This window comes from Streptomyces sp. NPDC060064 (genome assembly GCF_042736455.1).
Taxonomy (GTDB): Bacteria; Actinomycetota; Actinomycetes; order Streptomycetales; family Streptomycetaceae; genus Streptomyces.
Genome location: NZ_JBHWWF010000011.1, coordinates 129,826 through 144,580, shown reverse-complemented (window position 1 = coordinate 144,580; position 14,755 = coordinate 129,826). Strand labels below are relative to the sequence as shown.

Here is a 14,755-nt window from a genome sequence, read left to right as displayed (position 1 = left end):
CGATCCGTACCGCGGACGTCGTGGGTCATGACCGTGCCTCGACGCCGAGTTCGGACAGCAGGCCGCGTATGCGCTGCTCGATCTCGTCGCGGATCGGTCGGACGGCGGCTACGCCTTGGCCGGCGGGGTCGCCGAGCTTCCAGTCGAGGTAGCGCTTGCCGGGGAAGTAGGGGCAGGCGTCGCCGCATCCCATGGTGACCACCACATCAGAGGCCTGTACAGCTTCGGTGGTCAGGATCTTCGGCGTTTGGGCGGAGATGTCGATGCCGGTCTCCTGCATGGCTTCGACCACCGCGGGGTTCACGGTGTCGGCCGGCGCGGAACCGGCGGAGCGGACTTCCACCTGGTCGCCTGCGAGGTGGGCGAGGAACGCGGCGGCCATCTGGGACCGGCCCGCGTTGTGGACGCAGACGAACAGCACAGACGGGGTTTCGCGAGCGGTCACGTGCGGATCTTCCTTCTCTGGAGTTCAGCGGCCGGAGGCGGCGAGCTTGGGCTCACCTTGGGCGACGATCACGGTGTCCGCAGCTGGGCGGGATCGGCCGAACAGCGCGGCGACCAGGACGAGACCGACGACCGCTCCGACGAGTTGGGCTGCGATGAACGGCGGTACGGAGGCGGGGGCGATCCCGGCGAAGGTGTCGGTGAAGGCGCGGCCGATGGTCACTGCCGGGTTCGCGAAGCTGGTGGAGGAGGTGAACCAGTACGCCGCCCCGATGTACGAGGCGACGGCGACTGGGCCGAGGCGCTGCTGCCCCGTGCGAGGCAGCCCGAAGACGAGGAGGACCAGGCCCGCGGTGGCGACGACCTCGCCCAGCCACAGGTGACCGGCGGCCCGGTCGTGCGTCGAGAACCGTACGAGGGGCTCGGCGAACATCGCGTTCGCCAACACCGCGCCGCCGATGCCCCCGGCCACCTGCGCGGGCACGTATGCCGTCACGTCGCGCAGCGTGAGCCCGTCACCGCCTTGGCGGTCGGTCCACCAGGCGGCCAGTGTGACCACCGGGTTGAAGTGGGCGCCGGAGACCGGGCCGAGCAGGGCGATCAGCATGCCCAGACCGAAGACAGTCGCCAGCGAGTTGGCCAGCAGCTGCACACCGACATCGCGCGTCAGCTCGGTCGCCTGGATACCGGAGCCGACCACGACGGTCACCAGAGCCGCCGTGCCCACCAGCTCGACCAGGGCGCGGCGTCCGAGCGAAGGGGTGCCGGTCATCCCGCGACGCCCGCGCCAACGGAGTCGGCAGGAGTCTGGAGGAGAGAGGAGAGCCTGGCGAGGGCGGCGGGCAACACCCAGTAGTAGACCCAGGTTCCGCGCCGCTCCGAACCGACGAGGCCCGCCTCGCGCAGCACCTTCAGATGGTGGGAAATCGTCGGCTGCGACACGTCGAACGGGCCGATGAGGTCACACACGCAGGCCTCGCCACCCTCGTGCGAGGCGATCAAGGACAGCAGGCGCAGGCGTACCGGGTCCGACAGCGCCTTGAACATCCGGGCCAGGTCAACGGCGGCTTCTGCCCCCAGCGGCTCGCGGACCATCGGCGAGCAGCAGGCCGCCTGATCGTCCTGCCCGAGCACGGGCAGCTCTGATTTCGACATGCGTCTATGTTGACAGTCATCTATCCGAGTGGCAACCTCGACTTCATCGAGCTGTATCGACGAACGTCGATTCAGTGCCGGATCAGGACCAGGAGACAGCCATGTCCCGCGTTCAGCTCGCCCTGCGTGTCAACGACCTCGAAGGCTCCATCGCCTTCTACTCCAAGCTCTTCGGCGCGGAGCCCGCCAAGCTCCGCCCCGGGTACGCGAACTTCGCGATCATCGAGCCCCCGCTCAAGCTCGTCCTGATCGAGGGCGAGACCGGCGAAGACACCCGCCTGGACCACCTCGGAGTGGAAGTGGAGTCCACCGAGCAGGTCACCGCCGCGGCAGGCCGACTCCAGGAGGCAGGCCTCGCGACCTTCGAGGAGAACGACACCTCCTGCTGCTACGCCCTGCAGGACAAGGTCTGGGTGACCGGCCCGGGCAAGGAACCGTGGGAGGTGTACGTCGTCAAGGCCGACGCCGACAACCTCGGCAAGAGCAGTGACGGCGCACCGGATGCCTGCTGCGGCACCACCGCCTGCTGCACTCCCGAGGAGCAGGCCCTCGACCCGGCCCAGACCCCGGCCGAGGCGAAGGCCACCGCCGGATGCACCTGCGGCAGCTGACCCACCGCGCAGCGGGAGGGCAACGCCGGCGGCCCGACCGACCCACAAGACCAGCCTTCATATCCCGAGGCCAAGGCTCGAACACGGCCGGCGACCGCATGGGTGAGAGCGGCCCGCAGGGCGTCGCGCGAAGCCTGGATCACCGGCGGGGCGGAGCAGAGGAACCCTCTGCGGCCGGGGGCGGTCGGTAGGGGCGGGGGGCTGGAATGGGAACGTGCGTCACTCCGAGCCATGGAAAACGGGCCCGGAAAAGCCCGACACGCCGGACATTTGGGTGAACTATGTGTTCACCCGTGATGGATGGCGTGTCGCAGGTAACCATTCTTTCGCCAAGCGGATCACGAAATCCGCTTCCACAAAAGGAAGGGGCGTATGGAATGGAACGCAAGCGTAGGCTTGCCGCAACGCTGACCGCCACAGCCATCATGACGGTCATCGGGGCTGGCGGCGCAGCAGCGGCTCAGACACAGCCCGAGGACGGAATTGCTGACCTGCTCGTACACGCTCAGTCGAAGCTGGACTCGCCAAAACCGGACCGGCCAAAAAAGGGCTGCGTGGACCTCGACTCCGTGGGGAACGAATCGAGCCATGCCAAGTACGTCGCGGCGCTGTGCAACGGCAAGGTCTACGCCCTGACAGTCAATGAGAACAACAACCCAGGTACTCCTGTTGGCGGCTGGCAGGCGGTGGGAGGCCCCTCCAACGTTGTCGATGTCACGCTGGCATCCAACGTCTTCGATGTTTCGGCCGGCCCGGTGTTCATCACCGTGCTGACTTCGACGGGAACAGTGTGGGAGGGCAGATGCGCCAATGGTGTGCCGCTCGGGCCGTGCACGTTCTATCAGCTGCCCATTCCGCCGCAGTGATCCCAGGCGTACATCCGAGCCTCCCCGGCGGGCTCGTCGTGGCGTAACCCGTTCGGTCACCAGCGGCCGGGCTGTACAGGAGCGCCGTACCGCAACCACGGCAACCGGCCCTGTCCGGCAGCGCCCCGATAGAGCTTGCGGCGACCGAAATGACCGCCGCTGACCGATCGGCCAGAGCTACAGATCAGAAGGTCGGCCACTCCAGCCTTGAGGCAGAGACTCGAGGTCGACGACGAGTGGCCGGCCTGGCTCACGTACTTGCTCCGTCATGAACCCAGGTGAACGGCCACGACCGCAGTCCTCACCCCCACCAACAGACTGGGAAAGCGTGTTGGGGGCAACCCCTCACGAGTTCGAATCTCGTATCCTCCGCCATTGCTCTCACCGGGCAATACGTTGAAGGGCCCCACCGTTCGCGGTGAGGCCCTTCGGCGTTGCCGTCCAGTGTCCGTCTCAGTTGGCGCCGTGGCGCCCCCATGGATGGCGCAGGCGGAGCCAGGCGTCGCGAGCCCAGCGGCTTGCCTCGGTGCGGCTGCCGGCGACCAGTTCGCGGGCCTCTTCCGGGGTCTCCACCATCGGTCCGGAACCTCGGAGCGGCTTACCGGCCGTCTCGTGCAGGAAAAGGGACGAGACGAAGCCGATCACTCCGGCGGCCATCAGGTAGTACGCGGGGACGAGCTTGTTCCCGGTGCCCTCCACCAGCGCCGCGGCGATCAGAGGCGTCGTACCGCCGAACAGCGAAACAGAGATGTTGTACGAAATCGACAGCGCCCCGTAGCGCAGCCGGGTGGGGAAGAGTGCCGGCAACGTCGCCGCGGCGGTTCCGGCGAAGCAGACCAGGAGAAGGCCCAGGATCAGACAGCCGATGGCCGGCAGCACGACGCCGCCCTCCCGGATCAGGAGTATCGCGGGCAGAGCCAGCACCACCAGCGCGATGCTGCCGATCATGAACAACGGTCTGCGGCCCCAGCGGTCGGAGCTGCGGCCGACCACGGTGATGGTCAGCGCCACCACGAGCATGGTGCCGAGCACCAGCAGTTGTGCGGTGGTCTCGTTCTGCCCGAGAGACTCGATCATGTACGTCGGCAGGTAGGAGGTGACCATGTAGCTGGTGACGTTGTACAGAAGCACCAGCCCCATGCAGATCAGGAATGCCTGCCAGTGCTTGGTGAAGATCTCCTTCAGTCGCCCCTTGCCGGACTGGCGGGCCTGCTCGATCGGGTCCTCGCCCCACGCCCTCAGCGCCTCGGACTCCTTGTGCATCCGTTCGGCCTCGTCCCGGAAGGCTGGGGTCTCCTCCAGCCGCAGCCGCATGTAGAGGCCGATCAGCCCGAGCGGGCCGGCGAGCAGGAAGGGGATCCGCCAGCCCCAGTCCACCATGCTGTCCGGGCCGATGGCGGCGGTGAGCACGGTGACCAGGCCGGAGCCGAGGGCGAAGCCGATGAACGTCCCGAAGTCGAGCCAGCTGCCGAGGAAGCCACGACGCGTGTCCGGGGCGTACTCGGCGATGTAGGTGGTGGCCCCGGCGTACTCACCGCCGGTGGAGAAACCCTGCACAAGACGGCAGACGACGAGCAGCAGCGGGGCGGCGAAGCCGATGGCGTTGTAGCCGGGCAGCAGTCCCACCGCAAAGGTGCCGATCGCCATCATGATCATGGTCGCTGAGAGCACCCGCTGGCGCCCGATACGGTCGCCCAGCGGACCGAAGACCAGCCCGCCGAGGGGGCGCACGACGAACGCCGCGGCAAAGGTGGCGAAGCTCGAGACCACCTGCGCACCGGGGGAACTGGAGGGGAAGAAGACCTTGCCCAGCGTGGCCGCCATGTAGGCGTAAACGCCGAAGTCGAACCACTCCATCATGTTGCCGAGCGCCGCGGCCGAGACCGCGCGCCGCATCTGCGCCGCGTCGGTGACGGTGACGTCCTCGACGGTCAGCGACTTCTTGCGGCGCCGCAGCAGCGTGCGCAGCATGCGGTCGGTGGCGCTGCGGCCGCCATAGGGCGGCCTGCCGCTGCCAGGGGGGTTGGGTGCGCTACGGCCCGTGCTCATCGCATTCCGTCGGCAGGTTCGAGGGTATGGGGCTCACGCTTCCAATGCCGTCTTTGTCATTATATGGACCGTTGCTCACAGTTTCGACTGCAGATGCGCGGCCGACGAGCCTCGTCCAGAACATGCATGAACCCCGGAACTGGAGCGTTCCGGGGTCCTGGCCAACCTACTGGTATGCAGATGCACCGGTGGGTCGAGTAATACTCCTGGCCATTAGACGTTGTCGCAAAATGCCGCTGTCAGATGCCGGTGGTCTGCACCGAGACGAGACCGGCGAGCTGCGAAACGGGCAGGGCGGGCGCGAGGGAACGGGCAGTCCCGACTACGTCGCCGATGCCGACGGAGGCGCCGTTACCGGCGACATGGGCACCGGCGCCGGCGACACCACCGGAAATGTTGTCCAGCTCGCTGTCGGAAATCTCGACGGTCTCAACCTGAGGGGTGAAGTCCTTGCGCACGACTTTCCCTTCCTTTCAATGCTCTGGGGTTCCTGAACGGGCGTCGGCCGGGTTTATGGCAAGACAAATCCGGCCGGTTCAACGGGCGCCTGACACCCAACCGGGTACCAATAATTACGACTCCCGTACTCGCAGGATGCAATCACGCCGAGGGACCGCCGGGCAACTTACCTCCCGGTTCTTTTCGGTGCACACACTTCGTCACCACAACCTGCCTTGAAGTGCAGTTTTGTCTGCCGGTGGCGACGAACCCATCGCACGGAATCTACGGTCAACACTCACGTAAAAGCCCTGCGCACGACCCCGACAGGGCATATCAGCATTTACGGTTCGACGCACACCCAGCGAGACGAGATGGCATGAGATGTCTACATCTTCTACTTATCGATGTATAGGTGAAACGAAAACGGCATTTAGCGACGAAGCTCCCTGGGGCACACGCCGTCTCCCTCGCGATGGACAGCCCAGAGGAAATGACTCAGTCACGCGGAAAAAGCGCGACAAGAAACCGAACCATCACCGAAATTTTGATTCGGAACCGGCGGTTCGGGACCACTCGGAGTGTGAAATCGGGAGCCGGGGCCGGGACATCGAGCGGATGCGAGCCAGGGGCCCCTGTTCGCGCCGGAGTAGGGTGAAGACACCGGGGCCATTTCGAGCGCGCCCGCGCATGCCGTTCTACGCCCTCGCCTCACATCGCTGGGCGCACCATTCGCCGGACAGCGAGGCCATCATGAAATCTGCGGAACCAGTGCCCGGGGCAGGGCTCGCTGAGGTTCGCATCGTCGCCACGTCCCCCGAAGCCGCCCGCCGGGTCGCAGAGGTTCTCCGGCACTTCTTCACCTCCACCGAACAGCGCAGCTACCCCGCCGGCCACGACGGCGGGACCCGGCTCCACATCACCCTGGACACCACGCACACCCCCCAGCCCACCGATTCGGCCCCGCCATGGCTGGTGACCAGCAAGTCAGCGGCGAGTGACCGCCCGCACAAGGACGAGGTCTGAGGAGACCAGGTGGCAGTCATGGCATCTCTGACGGAGCGGAAGGCGTACCGCGAGAAGATCATGCAGGCTCTGTACGAGGCCACTGAAGGCAACCGCCTCCTGGGTGTCACCGGGGCGCAGCTGCTTCACGGTCTCGGGATCCGCGAAGAGGATCTGGCTGCCGCCTGCACCTATCTGGTGGGCGAGGAGCTGATCACGGTCGACTGGGCCACAGGCAACACGCCCGCCATGGTCACGCTGACACACGAAGGAATTCGGCGCATGGAGGCCATGGAAGAAGAGCAGGGACGAGACAGCGGGCAGTAAAATCGACTGTGGGTTGGTGCACTCTCACGTGCAACCGCCCGGAAGGGCGACCCCGGCGTGTATACGCCGGGGTCGTTGCCCAAGTCGTCGGTGCGACAGCGCAGCAGATGCCAGGGCTCGCATGCGGGGCGGGCGCGGATCCGACTGGGTGAGTGAGCGTGGCGTCAGGGGCCCGCGGGGGCAGGCTGGAAAAGTGGAGGGCCACCGATCCAGGTGCTCGGCCGCGACATTCCGTGGGACGGCTCGCACCGACCGGTGATCCGCTCAGACGGCTCGCACCGACCGGTGTCCCGCTCAGGAGGGAGAGGGCATGATCCAGGCAGCCGACATCCGCGAGTGGCGCGACCACGATGTCGTCGACGAGAAGCAGCGCAAGATCGGCGTGCTCGAAGCGGTCTATGTGGACACCACCACCGACGAACCGGCCGTGGTTACCGTCCGGACCGGGCTGCTCAGTCGCCAGCGCCTGGTCTTCGTCCCCCTCGACAAGGCCGTCCTCGGACCGGGATACCTCAAGGTCTCCTACGCCAAAGGACTGGTGAGGAAGGCCCCTTCGATCGGCACGGACGACGTACTGCCCGCCGGGCAGGAGGAAGCGATCTTCCAGCACTACGGCATGACCTACCAGCCGGGCGCCAACGGCGAACGGCAACTCGCGCGCCGCTGACCCGCGACGCTCAGTACAGCTCAGCACTGAAGGCTCAGCACTGAAGGCTCAGCGCTGACGAAGGATTCGGGTGATGGTGCTGGTCTCGGGGTGCTCGGCGGCGTCCCATCCGCCGGCTGCGGCAGCACATTCGAAGCATTTCGGCGGGGTCCGGCCGGGAGTACCCTGGCAACACCGAGAACTCTTCGCGCACCAGCTTCCATTGCTCGTGTCGTTTTCGGCGATTCACGACACCGGGCCGGTTTCGATCGGGCCGGGGCAGGGTCCGCGTCATGACCGCGACCATGTTGCATACGCCCGCGGTCGAAGACCGGACCTCTTCGCTGCCCCTCCGACTCATGCTCGCGCCGGCCACCAGCCCGCCCGGCCTCAGGTTCAGCTGCGCAAGAAGTCGTTGCTCAGGTACCACTCGGCCCACGGCAGTTCCACCCACGTCCCGCGGACACGCGGCTTCGAGTGCCACTGGCGGCGTCTCATGACCTGCGATTCCAGCATCCCGAATCCTCTCCTGCTCCTCGAGGACACAAGCGATCAGCCGATAGTTCCCGGCGCGGCTGTGCTGAGGATGGAGACGACCTCCAGCCGGGTGGGGTTGTTCGACGGCGCGTGGTGGCCGAGCTCCCGTGACATCGAAACCCAACTGCCCGGCCTGATCACCGCCCTGACCGCCCGACTGGGCCCCATCGCAAGCGTCGGCCTGGACGCGAGTGCCTGGAACCACGCTCCCGGCCACCTGGCCATCGACGGCCGCACGGTCCATATCGACTGGTCGGCCGTCGACGACAGCACAATGATCATCACTCGCGGGCCTCAGGACCACTTCTCCTTCCTGGTGATCCCGCCACAGGCTCCCGCATCGGCCGCACGCGCCGCGATGACCATGGCCGTACTGGACAGCAACTGCAGATCGGCGGAGCAGATCCTCACCGTCACCGGCATCACCCCCGCGTAGTCCTGGGTCACTTCACCTACGAGACCGTGAGCACGATCTTTCCCCGGGTACTGCTCGCCGCGATGGGCGGGCAGGACCCGGATCGGGCCGACGTCGCACACGTCAACGAAGCGGCGGCCCGCCCCGACCTCGCACCCCAGCTGGCCCTCGCGGAGACGAAGTCGGACACGGACACAGCCGATGCGGAAGCGGAAGCGGAGAGCGAGCGGCAGCCGGTCCTGCACTGGCGGGCCGAGCACCCCGCGCCCGCGGCCCTCGCGACGGTGGCCCGCGACGCGGTGCTACTGGTCAGCGGCCCCCAGCCAGAACACGCACCGCACCGCCCGCTGCACCTCGCCGCGGCTCAGCCACGCATGGTGGGCCCTCGCCCACACCTCGTCGCTCTCGGGATCCCTGCCGGTCACGTGGGCGGCAAGCGCGAGCCGCTCAAGGTCGTCAGGATCGAGCGGATGCAGCCCGTCGGCCTCCGACAGAATCGCGTACACATCCCCCACGCGTGCCGCGACATCGCTTCGTCGACGGACTGCAGCGCTGAGGCCGGGGGCATGCAACCACTGTCCCAGCATCCGCGGAACGAGGGAACCGCTCGTCGATCCGCCAGGTTTCGGCAGGTCTCGTCAGGGCTCGGCAGGGCTCGGCAGGTCTCGTCAGGGCTCGGCAGGTCTCGGCAGGGCTCAGGGGGGCGCCGGCAGGTCCCCGGCAGATCATGGACGGGCGCGCGGCCCCGTCCGGACGAGGCAGCACCGGCCGAATGGGGCGACCGCGGACCCGGCCGCCCCTCAGCACCGGCCACCTGATCAGCCGCACCGGCCGCCACCGCAGCCTTCCGATCCACGGCAGCGCGGCAGCGACCCTGGGCGCGCACCAGCTCTTGTGCACCCCGGAGCGACCCGATCGCCCGCGTGAGACTGGCGGCGCGTCAGCGGCCGGGTGATCATCGGGACATGAGCCCCACGATTCATCTCGCCCAGCAGCCCGAGGCCGACGAACTGCTCAGCCGCAGTCCGCTCGCCGTGCTCATCGGCATGCTGCTCGACCAGCAGGTCCCCATGGAGTGGGCGTTCTCCGGCCCGTACACCATCGCGCAGCGCATGGGCGCCGACGATCTCGATGCTGCCCAGATCGCCGCGTACGACCCCGACGCCTTCGCCGAGCTGCTGAAGCAGAAGCCCGCCGTCCACCGCTATCCGGGAAACATGGCCAAACGGGTGCAGCAGCTGTGCCAGTACCTGGTCGACGAGTACGACGGCGACGTGAGCGCCATCTGGCGCGATGTGGAAACCGGGGAGGAGCTGCTGGCGCGGCTGAAGGCGCTGCCCGGCTTCGGCGAGCAGAAGGCGAAGATCTTCCTGGCTCTGCTGGGCAAGCAGTTCGGGGTGCGGCCCAAGGGCTGGCGCGAGGCTGCCGGAGCGTACGGCGAGCAGGGCTCGTACCGCTCGGCGGCCGACATCACCGGGCCCGAGTCGCTCGCCAAGGTGCGCGCGTACAAGCAGGAGATGAAACGCGCCACGAAGGCGGACAAGAAGGCCTGATGCACGGCGTGTTGAAGTGGATGGGGCGCCTCCTGGTATCAATGCGATGAAATACGCCGTGAGTTGGGGCACATCGGTTCACAGAGCTCGCAAAGATCGCTAACTTCCCCTCAACCTCGTACACACGGGAAGGATCTCTGTGAAGGCAACCCATCGCAGAGCCGTGGCCACCATGGCCGCAGCCGCACTCGCGACCCCGCTCCTGCTGGCATCCGCATCCCCCTCCGCAGCCCGCCAGAACCCCGGCGAGCAGGCGGCCAAGGACGCGTCGAAACTCGCAAGGAAACTGGTCGAGAAGTCGTCCGCCAAGGACGCGTTCCAGCACCTGAAGAAGTTCCAGCAGATAGCCGACACGACCGACGGCAACCGCGCCGCAGGGACGCTCGGGCACGACGCCTCCGCCGCGTACGTCTACCAGCAGCTGAAGAAGTACGGCTACGACGTCTCGTACCAGCAGTTCGACTTCATCTACACCGAGACACAGGCCGAGAAGCTCTCCGTGGTCTCGCCCGCGCCGCGCGCCGTCGAGATCAAGGCGATGACGTACACCAAGTCCACTCCGGTGGGTGGCGTCAAGGCCGATCTGGCCGCCGTGCCGGTGGACGCGACCACCGGCTGCGAGCCGGCCGACTACGCCTCCGGGACCTTCACCGGAAAGATCGCGCTGATCAAGCGCGGCGGCTGCACCTTCGGCGAGAAGCAGGCTGCCGCGGCGGGTGCCGGCGCGGTCGGCGCGGTCATCTACAACAACACCGACGGCGCGCTGTCGGGCACCCTCGGCGACCCGGCCACCGGCAAGATCCCGACCGGCGGAATCACCCAGGCCGAGGGCGAGCAGCTCGCCGCCGACGTCGCCAGGGGCCCGGTGAACATCTCCTTCGAGATCCGCCAGCTCCAGCAGAAGCGCTCCACCAACAACGTCATCGCGGAGACCCGCGGCGGCAACGCCGCGAACACCGTGATGCTCGGCGCGCACCTCGACTCGGTCACCGCGGGCCCCGGCATCAACGACAACGGCTCCGGCTCGGCCGGACTCCTCGAAGTCGCCCAGGAACTCGCCAAGTCCAAGGCGAGGCCGACCAACAAGGTCCGCTTCGCCTGGTGGTCGGCGGAGGAGAACGGCCTGCTCGGCTCGGAGGCATACGTCGCCCAGCTGAGCTCGCTGGGCAAGAAGGAGATCAAGCTCTACCTGAACTTCGACATGATCGCCTCGCCGAACTACGGGCTCTTCGTCTACGACGGCGACGACTCCGACGGCGTGGGCGCGGGCCCCGGCCCGGCCGGCTCGGCGCAACTCGAGCGTGACATCAACGAGTTCCTCGACAAGCGGGGCAGGCCGCACGAGGGCACGGACTTCACGGGCCGCTCGGACTACGGCCCGTTCATCGAGGCCGGCATCCCGTCCGGCGGTACGTTCACGGGCGCCGAGGGCATCAAGACGGCGGCCCAGGCGAAGAAGTACGGCGGCACGGCCGGGGTGGCGTACGACTCCTGCTACCACGCCAAGTGCGACAACATCAGCAACATCGACATGAAGGCGTTCGCCGTCAACATCGGCGTCATCGCCAACGCGGTGGGCACATACGCCCACGACCTGAGCTCGCTGCGCAAGCCGGTCGTCACGGTCCCGACGGGCGGCGAAGCGGGCAGCGGTGGCGGCCTGCACGACGGACACGACCACGATGTGACCGAGTAGGCCGCGGCTGGGGCGCCGCCCACCGCGCGCCTCAATCGCCGGCGAGGCTCTTGTCGGGGCTCCGCCCCAAGCCCCGCTCCTCAAACGCCGGAGGGGCTGAAATGCCCCTCCGGCGGAAACCCGGCCCGTCCGGCGATTGAGGACACGGCCGAAGGCCGTACGGGGCCTGGGGGCTCGCCCCCCAGTGGGGAACCCGCCCTAGCTTCGCCTGCGGGCCGTGCCGAAGATCGAGCGGGAGATCTCCCGGCCCAGCTGCGTACCGACCGAGCGCGCCAGCGACTTGAAAAGGCCGCTGCCCATAACCTGCCCCACCACAGACTCGTCCTGCGCCCGCGCCCGCGGGGCCTTCGCCGTCCCCGCCGCCTCCTTGGCACGCTCGGCCTCCACCGCCGCCCGCATCGCCGCCGCCTCCGCCTCCTGCTGTTCGGCCGTCAGCTTCTCGTAGGCCGACTCCCGGTCGACCGCCTCCGCATAGCGCGAGTACAGCTGCGAGGACTTCACCGCCTCGCACAGGGCCGCCGCGTCGATCGGGCCCATCAGCGACTGCGGGGCGCGCAGACGGGTCACCGCGACCGGCGTCGGGGCTCCCTTGTCGCTGAGCACGGTGATCACCGCCTCGCCCGTGCCGAGCCCCGTCAGCACCTCCTCCAGGTCGTACGGCGATTTCGGGAAGGTCTTCACCGTCGCCTTCAGTGCCTTGGCGTCGTCCGGAGTGAAGGCGCGCAGCGCGTGCTGCACCCGGTTGCCGAGCTGCGCCAGCACATCCCCCGGAACATCCTTCGGCGTCTGCGTGACAAAGAAGACGCCGACTCCTTTCGAGCGAATCAGCCGCACCGTCTGCGTAATCGACTCCAGGAACGCCGTCGACGCCCCGTTGAAGAGCAGATGCGCCTCGTCGAAGAAGAACACCAGCTTCGGCTTCTCGACATCCCCGACCTCGGGAAGGTCGTGGAAGAGGTCCGCGAGCAGCCACATCAGAAACGTCGAGAACAGCTGCGGCTTGTCCTGCACGGCGGGCAGTTCCAGTACGGAGACGAGCCCGCGCCCGTCCGGAGCCGTACGCAGCAGCTCACTCGTGTCGAACTCCGGCTCGCCGAAGAAGCCGCCCGCGCCCTGCTGCTCGAAGGCGGTGAGCGCACGCAGGATCACCCCGGCGGTGGCCGTGGAGAGTCCGCCGATGTTCTTGAGCTCCGCCTTCCCGGTGTCCGACACCAGAAAGGCGACCACGGCCCGCAGATCCTTGAGATCCACCAGCTCCAGTCCCTTGGAGTCGGCGTAGTGGAAGATCAGCCCGAGCGACTGCTCCTGCGTCCGGTTGAGCTGGAGCACCTTGGAGAGCAGTACGGGTCCGAAGCTGGTGACCGTCGCGCGCAGCGGAACGCCGGGGCCGATGCCGCCGAGGCCGTAGAACTCGCAGGGGAATCCCTTGGCCTCCCACGCCTGCCCGACCTGCCCGGCCCGCTCCTGGACCTTCGCGCCCGACTCGCCCGGGGCGGAGATTCCGGAGACATCACCCTTGATGTCGGCGAGGAAGACGGGCACGCCGTTCGCGGAGAGCTGCTCGGCGATCAGCTGGAGTGTCTTGGTCTTTCCGGTGCCGGTGGCGCCGGCGACCAGACCGTGCCGGTTGAGCATGGACAGCGGGATGCGGATCTGGGCCTCGGGTCGGCACTGGCCGTCCCAGAGCAGTGCGCCGAGGTCCAGTGCGGCGCCGCTGAGGGCGTATCCGGCGGCGATCTCCTGCGCGGGCGGCGGCAGCGCGGACCTGGCGGCCGACGCGCCCGCCGGGGTGGACGCAGCCCCATCAGCCCCGGACACACCCGTGGGCGTTTCCGTTTCCGGCGCGTTCAACGGCTGTTGGCCGGCGCTCATGGCGACCCCCTATTCCCGATATGAGGCACTTCGACCAGCATTACACTGGCGCTGCCTGGCTGCGCCGACCGCCGCTTGCCCGGTAGGCTTTCCGTGTGATCTTCAAGCGCATCGGTAACGGGCGGCCGTATCCCGACCACGGCCGGGAAAGCACCCGGCAGTGGGCGGATGTCGCGCCGCGCCCGGTCCGCCTCGATCAGCTCGTGACCACCAAGGGCCAGCTGGACCTGGAAACGCTGCTTGCCGAGGACTCCACGTTCTACGGCGACCTCTTCGCGCATGTCGTGAAGTGGCAGGGCGACCTCTATCTGGAGGACGGCCTGCACCGCGCCGTGCGCGCCGCGCTGCAGCAGCGCCAGGTACTGCACGCCCGCGTGCTCGAGCTGGGCTGAGGCCGGGGCCGGTCGGCGACCAGTCCGACTGAGCCTTTCGGACCCTTTCGGGACCGTACGGACGCAATCGATTGATCATCTAGTAGGCATCGGCACCAGCCCGCACTACGCTGCGCCCATGAGCATGCTCACTCCCCCCGGCATGGGCGGAAAGTACCGCATCACGGGCGACAAGTACCCGCGTATGCGACGCCCCAGCAACCGCCGCAGGATCGTATCGGCGGCCATCGCCGCGGCGGTCGCCCTCGGCCTGGCCGGCTGGGGAACACTGCAGCTCATCGACGTGTTCGCGGGCGACGGCAAGAAGACAACCGCGGGCGGCCGCACGACGGACTGCAAGCCCGCGCCGAGGTCGTCCGCCGTGCCCCCGGCGCCCAAGCCGGGCCAGATCACGGTGAACGTCTACAACGCGACCCCGCGCGGCGGCCTCGCCAAGGCGGCGGCCGACGAGCTGAAAAAGCGCGGCTTCGCCATCGGCAAGGTGGGCAACGCCTCTCCGGCGTACGACAAGAAGGTCCCGGGCACCGCAATACTGCTGGGCGCCCCCAACGCGTACGAGGGCGCCTTCCGCGTGCTCGGCACCCAGCTGAGGGGCAGCCAGCTGAAGACCGACACCCGCGTAACGGCGGACGTCGACCTGATCCTCGGCACGGCGTTCAAGGCACTGGACACGAAGAAGGACGCCGACGCGGCTCTGGCCACCCTGGCCAATCCCGCTCCGGCGCCCTCCAGGAAGTGCTGAGGAACCA

At 67.9% G+C, this 14,755-nt stretch carries 17 protein-coding genes and 1 pseudogene; 11 read left to right on the top strand and 7 right to left on the bottom strand.

The genetic code is table 11. The features are described 5' to 3' along the window. Positions 1-25: 25 nt before the first annotated feature. Genes ACFWDI_RS15770 through ACFWDI_RS15760 form a run of 3 tightly spaced genes read right to left on the bottom strand, consistent with a single transcriptional unit; the run spans position 26 to position 1,599 of the window. Positions 26-445 (bottom strand): arsenate reductase ArsC, encoded by a 420-nt coding sequence (locus ACFWDI_RS15770; protein ID WP_385304327.1) that lies wholly within the window; start codon positions 443-445, stop codon positions 26-28. Between the two features lie 24 nt (positions 446-469). Continuing rightward, complete coding sequence (locus ACFWDI_RS15765) at positions 470-1,216, bottom strand: aquaporin (protein ID WP_385304326.1); 747 nt, start codon at positions 1,214-1,216, stop codon at positions 470-472. After that, positions 1,213-1,599, bottom strand: coding sequence for an ArsR/SmtB family transcription factor (locus tag ACFWDI_RS15760; protein WP_385304325.1), 387 nt, complete (start codon positions 1,597-1,599; stop codon positions 1,213-1,215). Before ACFWDI_RS15760 ends, ACFWDI_RS15765 begins: the two co-directional genes overlap by 4 nt. Positions 1,600-1,700: 101 nt before the next feature. On the opposite strand from ACFWDI_RS15760, the gene ACFWDI_RS15755 reads away from it, so the two are divergent. Both ACFWDI_RS15755 and ACFWDI_RS15750 read left to right on the top strand, forming a co-directional pair. Next, the gene (locus tag ACFWDI_RS15755) at positions 1,701-2,210 is read left to right on the top strand and encodes an ArsI/CadI family heavy metal resistance metalloenzyme (protein ID WP_385304323.1); all 510 of its coding nucleotides are present in this window, start codon (positions 1,701-1,703) and stop codon (positions 2,208-2,210) included. Positions 2,211-2,587: 377 nt separating this feature from the next. After that, positions 2,588-3,076, top strand: coding sequence for a hypothetical protein (locus ACFWDI_RS15750; protein WP_385304322.1), 489 nt, complete (start codon positions 2,588-2,590; stop codon positions 3,074-3,076). 453 nt (positions 3,077-3,529) lie between these two features. Here the strand turns inward: ACFWDI_RS15750 and proP are convergent, their stop codons facing one another. Both proP and ACFWDI_RS15740 read right to left on the bottom strand, forming a co-directional pair. Next, positions 3,530-5,047: a glycine betaine/L-proline transporter ProP gene (proP, locus tag ACFWDI_RS15745; RefSeq protein WP_385304429.1), complete on the bottom strand. Its 1,518-nt coding sequence runs from the start codon at positions 5,045-5,047 to the stop codon at positions 3,530-3,532. Between the two features lie 317 nt (positions 5,048-5,364). Continuing rightward, positions 5,365-5,583, bottom strand: a complete 219-nt coding sequence (locus ACFWDI_RS15740; RefSeq protein ID WP_385304321.1) for a hypothetical protein — start codon at positions 5,581-5,583, stop codon at positions 5,365-5,367. Positions 5,584-6,316: 733 nt separating this feature from the next. On the opposite strand from ACFWDI_RS15740, the gene ACFWDI_RS15735 reads away from it, so the two are divergent. From ACFWDI_RS15735 to ACFWDI_RS15715, 5 genes and pseudogenes are all read left to right on the top strand, one after another. Next, positions 6,317-6,589 (top strand): hypothetical protein, encoded by a 273-nt coding sequence (locus ACFWDI_RS15735; RefSeq protein WP_385304320.1) that lies wholly within the window; start codon positions 6,317-6,319, stop codon positions 6,587-6,589. A gap of 18 nt (positions 6,590-6,607) precedes the next feature. After that, a complete protein-coding gene (locus ACFWDI_RS15730; protein ID WP_385304318.1) occupies positions 6,608-6,895 on the top strand; it encodes a hypothetical protein in 288 nt (95 codons plus the stop codon). A 310-nt stretch (positions 6,896-7,205) separates the two neighbouring features. Next, on the top strand, positions 7,206-7,562 hold the full coding sequence (locus tag ACFWDI_RS15725) for a PRC-barrel domain-containing protein (RefSeq protein ID WP_385304316.1): 357 nt from the start codon (positions 7,206-7,208) through the stop codon (positions 7,560-7,562). A 565-nt stretch (positions 7,563-8,127) separates the two neighbouring features. Beyond that, positions 8,128-8,514: a DUF5994 family protein gene (locus tag ACFWDI_RS15720; protein ID WP_385304314.1), complete on the top strand. Its 387-nt coding sequence runs from the start codon at positions 8,128-8,130 to the stop codon at positions 8,512-8,514. Positions 8,515-8,576: 62 nt separating this feature from the next. Next, positions 8,577-8,753, top strand: a pseudogene (locus ACFWDI_RS15715) (hypothetical protein); the annotation flags it as partial. A gap of 42 nt (positions 8,754-8,795) precedes the next feature. Here the strand turns inward: ACFWDI_RS15715 and ACFWDI_RS15710 are convergent. Continuing rightward, entirely contained in the window at positions 8,796-9,008 is a 213-nt protein-coding gene (locus ACFWDI_RS15710) for a hypothetical protein (RefSeq protein ID WP_385304433.1), read from the bottom strand. A gap of 450 nt (positions 9,009-9,458) precedes the next feature. Between ACFWDI_RS15710 and ACFWDI_RS15705 the strand changes: the two genes are divergently transcribed. Then, entirely contained in the window at positions 9,459-10,046 is a 588-nt protein-coding gene (locus tag ACFWDI_RS15705) for an HhH-GPD-type base excision DNA repair protein (protein WP_385304312.1), read from the top strand. Between the two features lie 163 nt (positions 10,047-10,209). Further along, entirely contained in the window at positions 10,210-11,742 is a 1,533-nt protein-coding gene (locus tag ACFWDI_RS15700) for a M28 family metallopeptidase (RefSeq protein ID WP_385304428.1), read from the top strand. Between the two features lie 198 nt (positions 11,743-11,940). Here the strand turns inward: ACFWDI_RS15700 and ACFWDI_RS15695 are convergent, their stop codons facing one another. Further along, entirely contained in the window at positions 11,941-13,614 is a 1,674-nt protein-coding gene (locus ACFWDI_RS15695; RefSeq protein ID WP_385304310.1) for a helicase HerA-like domain-containing protein, read from the bottom strand. A 95-nt stretch (positions 13,615-13,709) separates the two neighbouring features. Between ACFWDI_RS15695 and ACFWDI_RS15690 the strand changes: the two genes are divergently transcribed. Both ACFWDI_RS15690 and ACFWDI_RS15685 read left to right on the top strand, forming a co-directional pair. Next, a complete protein-coding gene (locus ACFWDI_RS15690; RefSeq protein WP_003955420.1) occupies positions 13,710-14,006 on the top strand; it encodes a type II toxin-antitoxin system VapB family antitoxin in 297 nt (98 codons plus the stop codon). Between the two features lie 142 nt (positions 14,007-14,148). Beyond that, positions 14,149-14,748 carry a LytR C-terminal domain-containing protein gene (locus tag ACFWDI_RS15685; protein ID WP_385304426.1) on the top strand — a complete coding sequence of 200 codons (600 nt, stop codon included), beginning with the start codon at positions 14,149-14,151 and terminating at the stop codon, positions 14,746-14,748. The last annotated feature ends 7 nt before the right edge of the window (positions 14,749-14,755 follow it).

Excerpts from the sequence above, each read along its gene's own strand:
- ACFWDI_RS15735 (WP_385304320.1), top strand. The coding sequence starts at position 6,317 with ATGAAATCTGCGGAACCAGTGCCCGGGGCAGGGCTCGCTGAGGTTCGC.
- ACFWDI_RS15760 (WP_385304325.1), bottom strand. The coding sequence starts at position 1,599 with ATGTCGAAATCAGAGCTGCCCGTGCTCGGGCAGGACGATCAGGCGGCC.
- ACFWDI_RS15720 (WP_385304314.1), top strand. The coding sequence starts at position 8,128 with ATGGAGACGACCTCCAGCCGGGTGGGGTTGTTCGACGGCGCGTGGTGG.
- ACFWDI_RS15705 (WP_385304312.1), top strand. The coding sequence starts at position 9,459 with ATGAGCCCCACGATTCATCTCGCCCAGCAGCCCGAGGCCGACGAACTG.
- proP (WP_385304429.1), bottom strand. The coding sequence starts at position 5,047 with ATGCTGCGCACGCTGCTGCGGCGCCGCAAGAAGTCGCTGACCGTCGAG.
- ACFWDI_RS15755 (WP_385304323.1), top strand. The coding sequence starts at position 1,701 with ATGTCCCGCGTTCAGCTCGCCCTGCGTGTCAACGACCTCGAAGGCTCC.
- ACFWDI_RS15750 (WP_385304322.1), top strand. The coding sequence starts at position 2,588 with ATGGAACGCAAGCGTAGGCTTGCCGCAACGCTGACCGCCACAGCCATC.
- ACFWDI_RS15695 (WP_385304310.1), bottom strand. The coding sequence starts at position 13,614 with ATGAGCGCCGGCCAACAGCCGTTGAACGCGCCGGAAACGGAAACGCCC.
- ACFWDI_RS15725 (WP_385304316.1), top strand. The coding sequence starts at position 7,206 with ATGATCCAGGCAGCCGACATCCGCGAGTGGCGCGACCACGATGTCGTC.
- ACFWDI_RS15765 (WP_385304326.1), bottom strand. The coding sequence starts at position 1,216 with ATGACCGGCACCCCTTCGCTCGGACGCCGCGCCCTGGTCGAGCTGGTG.
- ACFWDI_RS15685 (WP_385304426.1), top strand. The coding sequence starts at position 14,149 with ATGGGCGGAAAGTACCGCATCACGGGCGACAAGTACCCGCGTATGCGA.
- ACFWDI_RS15730 (WP_385304318.1), top strand. The coding sequence starts at position 6,608 with ATGGCATCTCTGACGGAGCGGAAGGCGTACCGCGAGAAGATCATGCAG.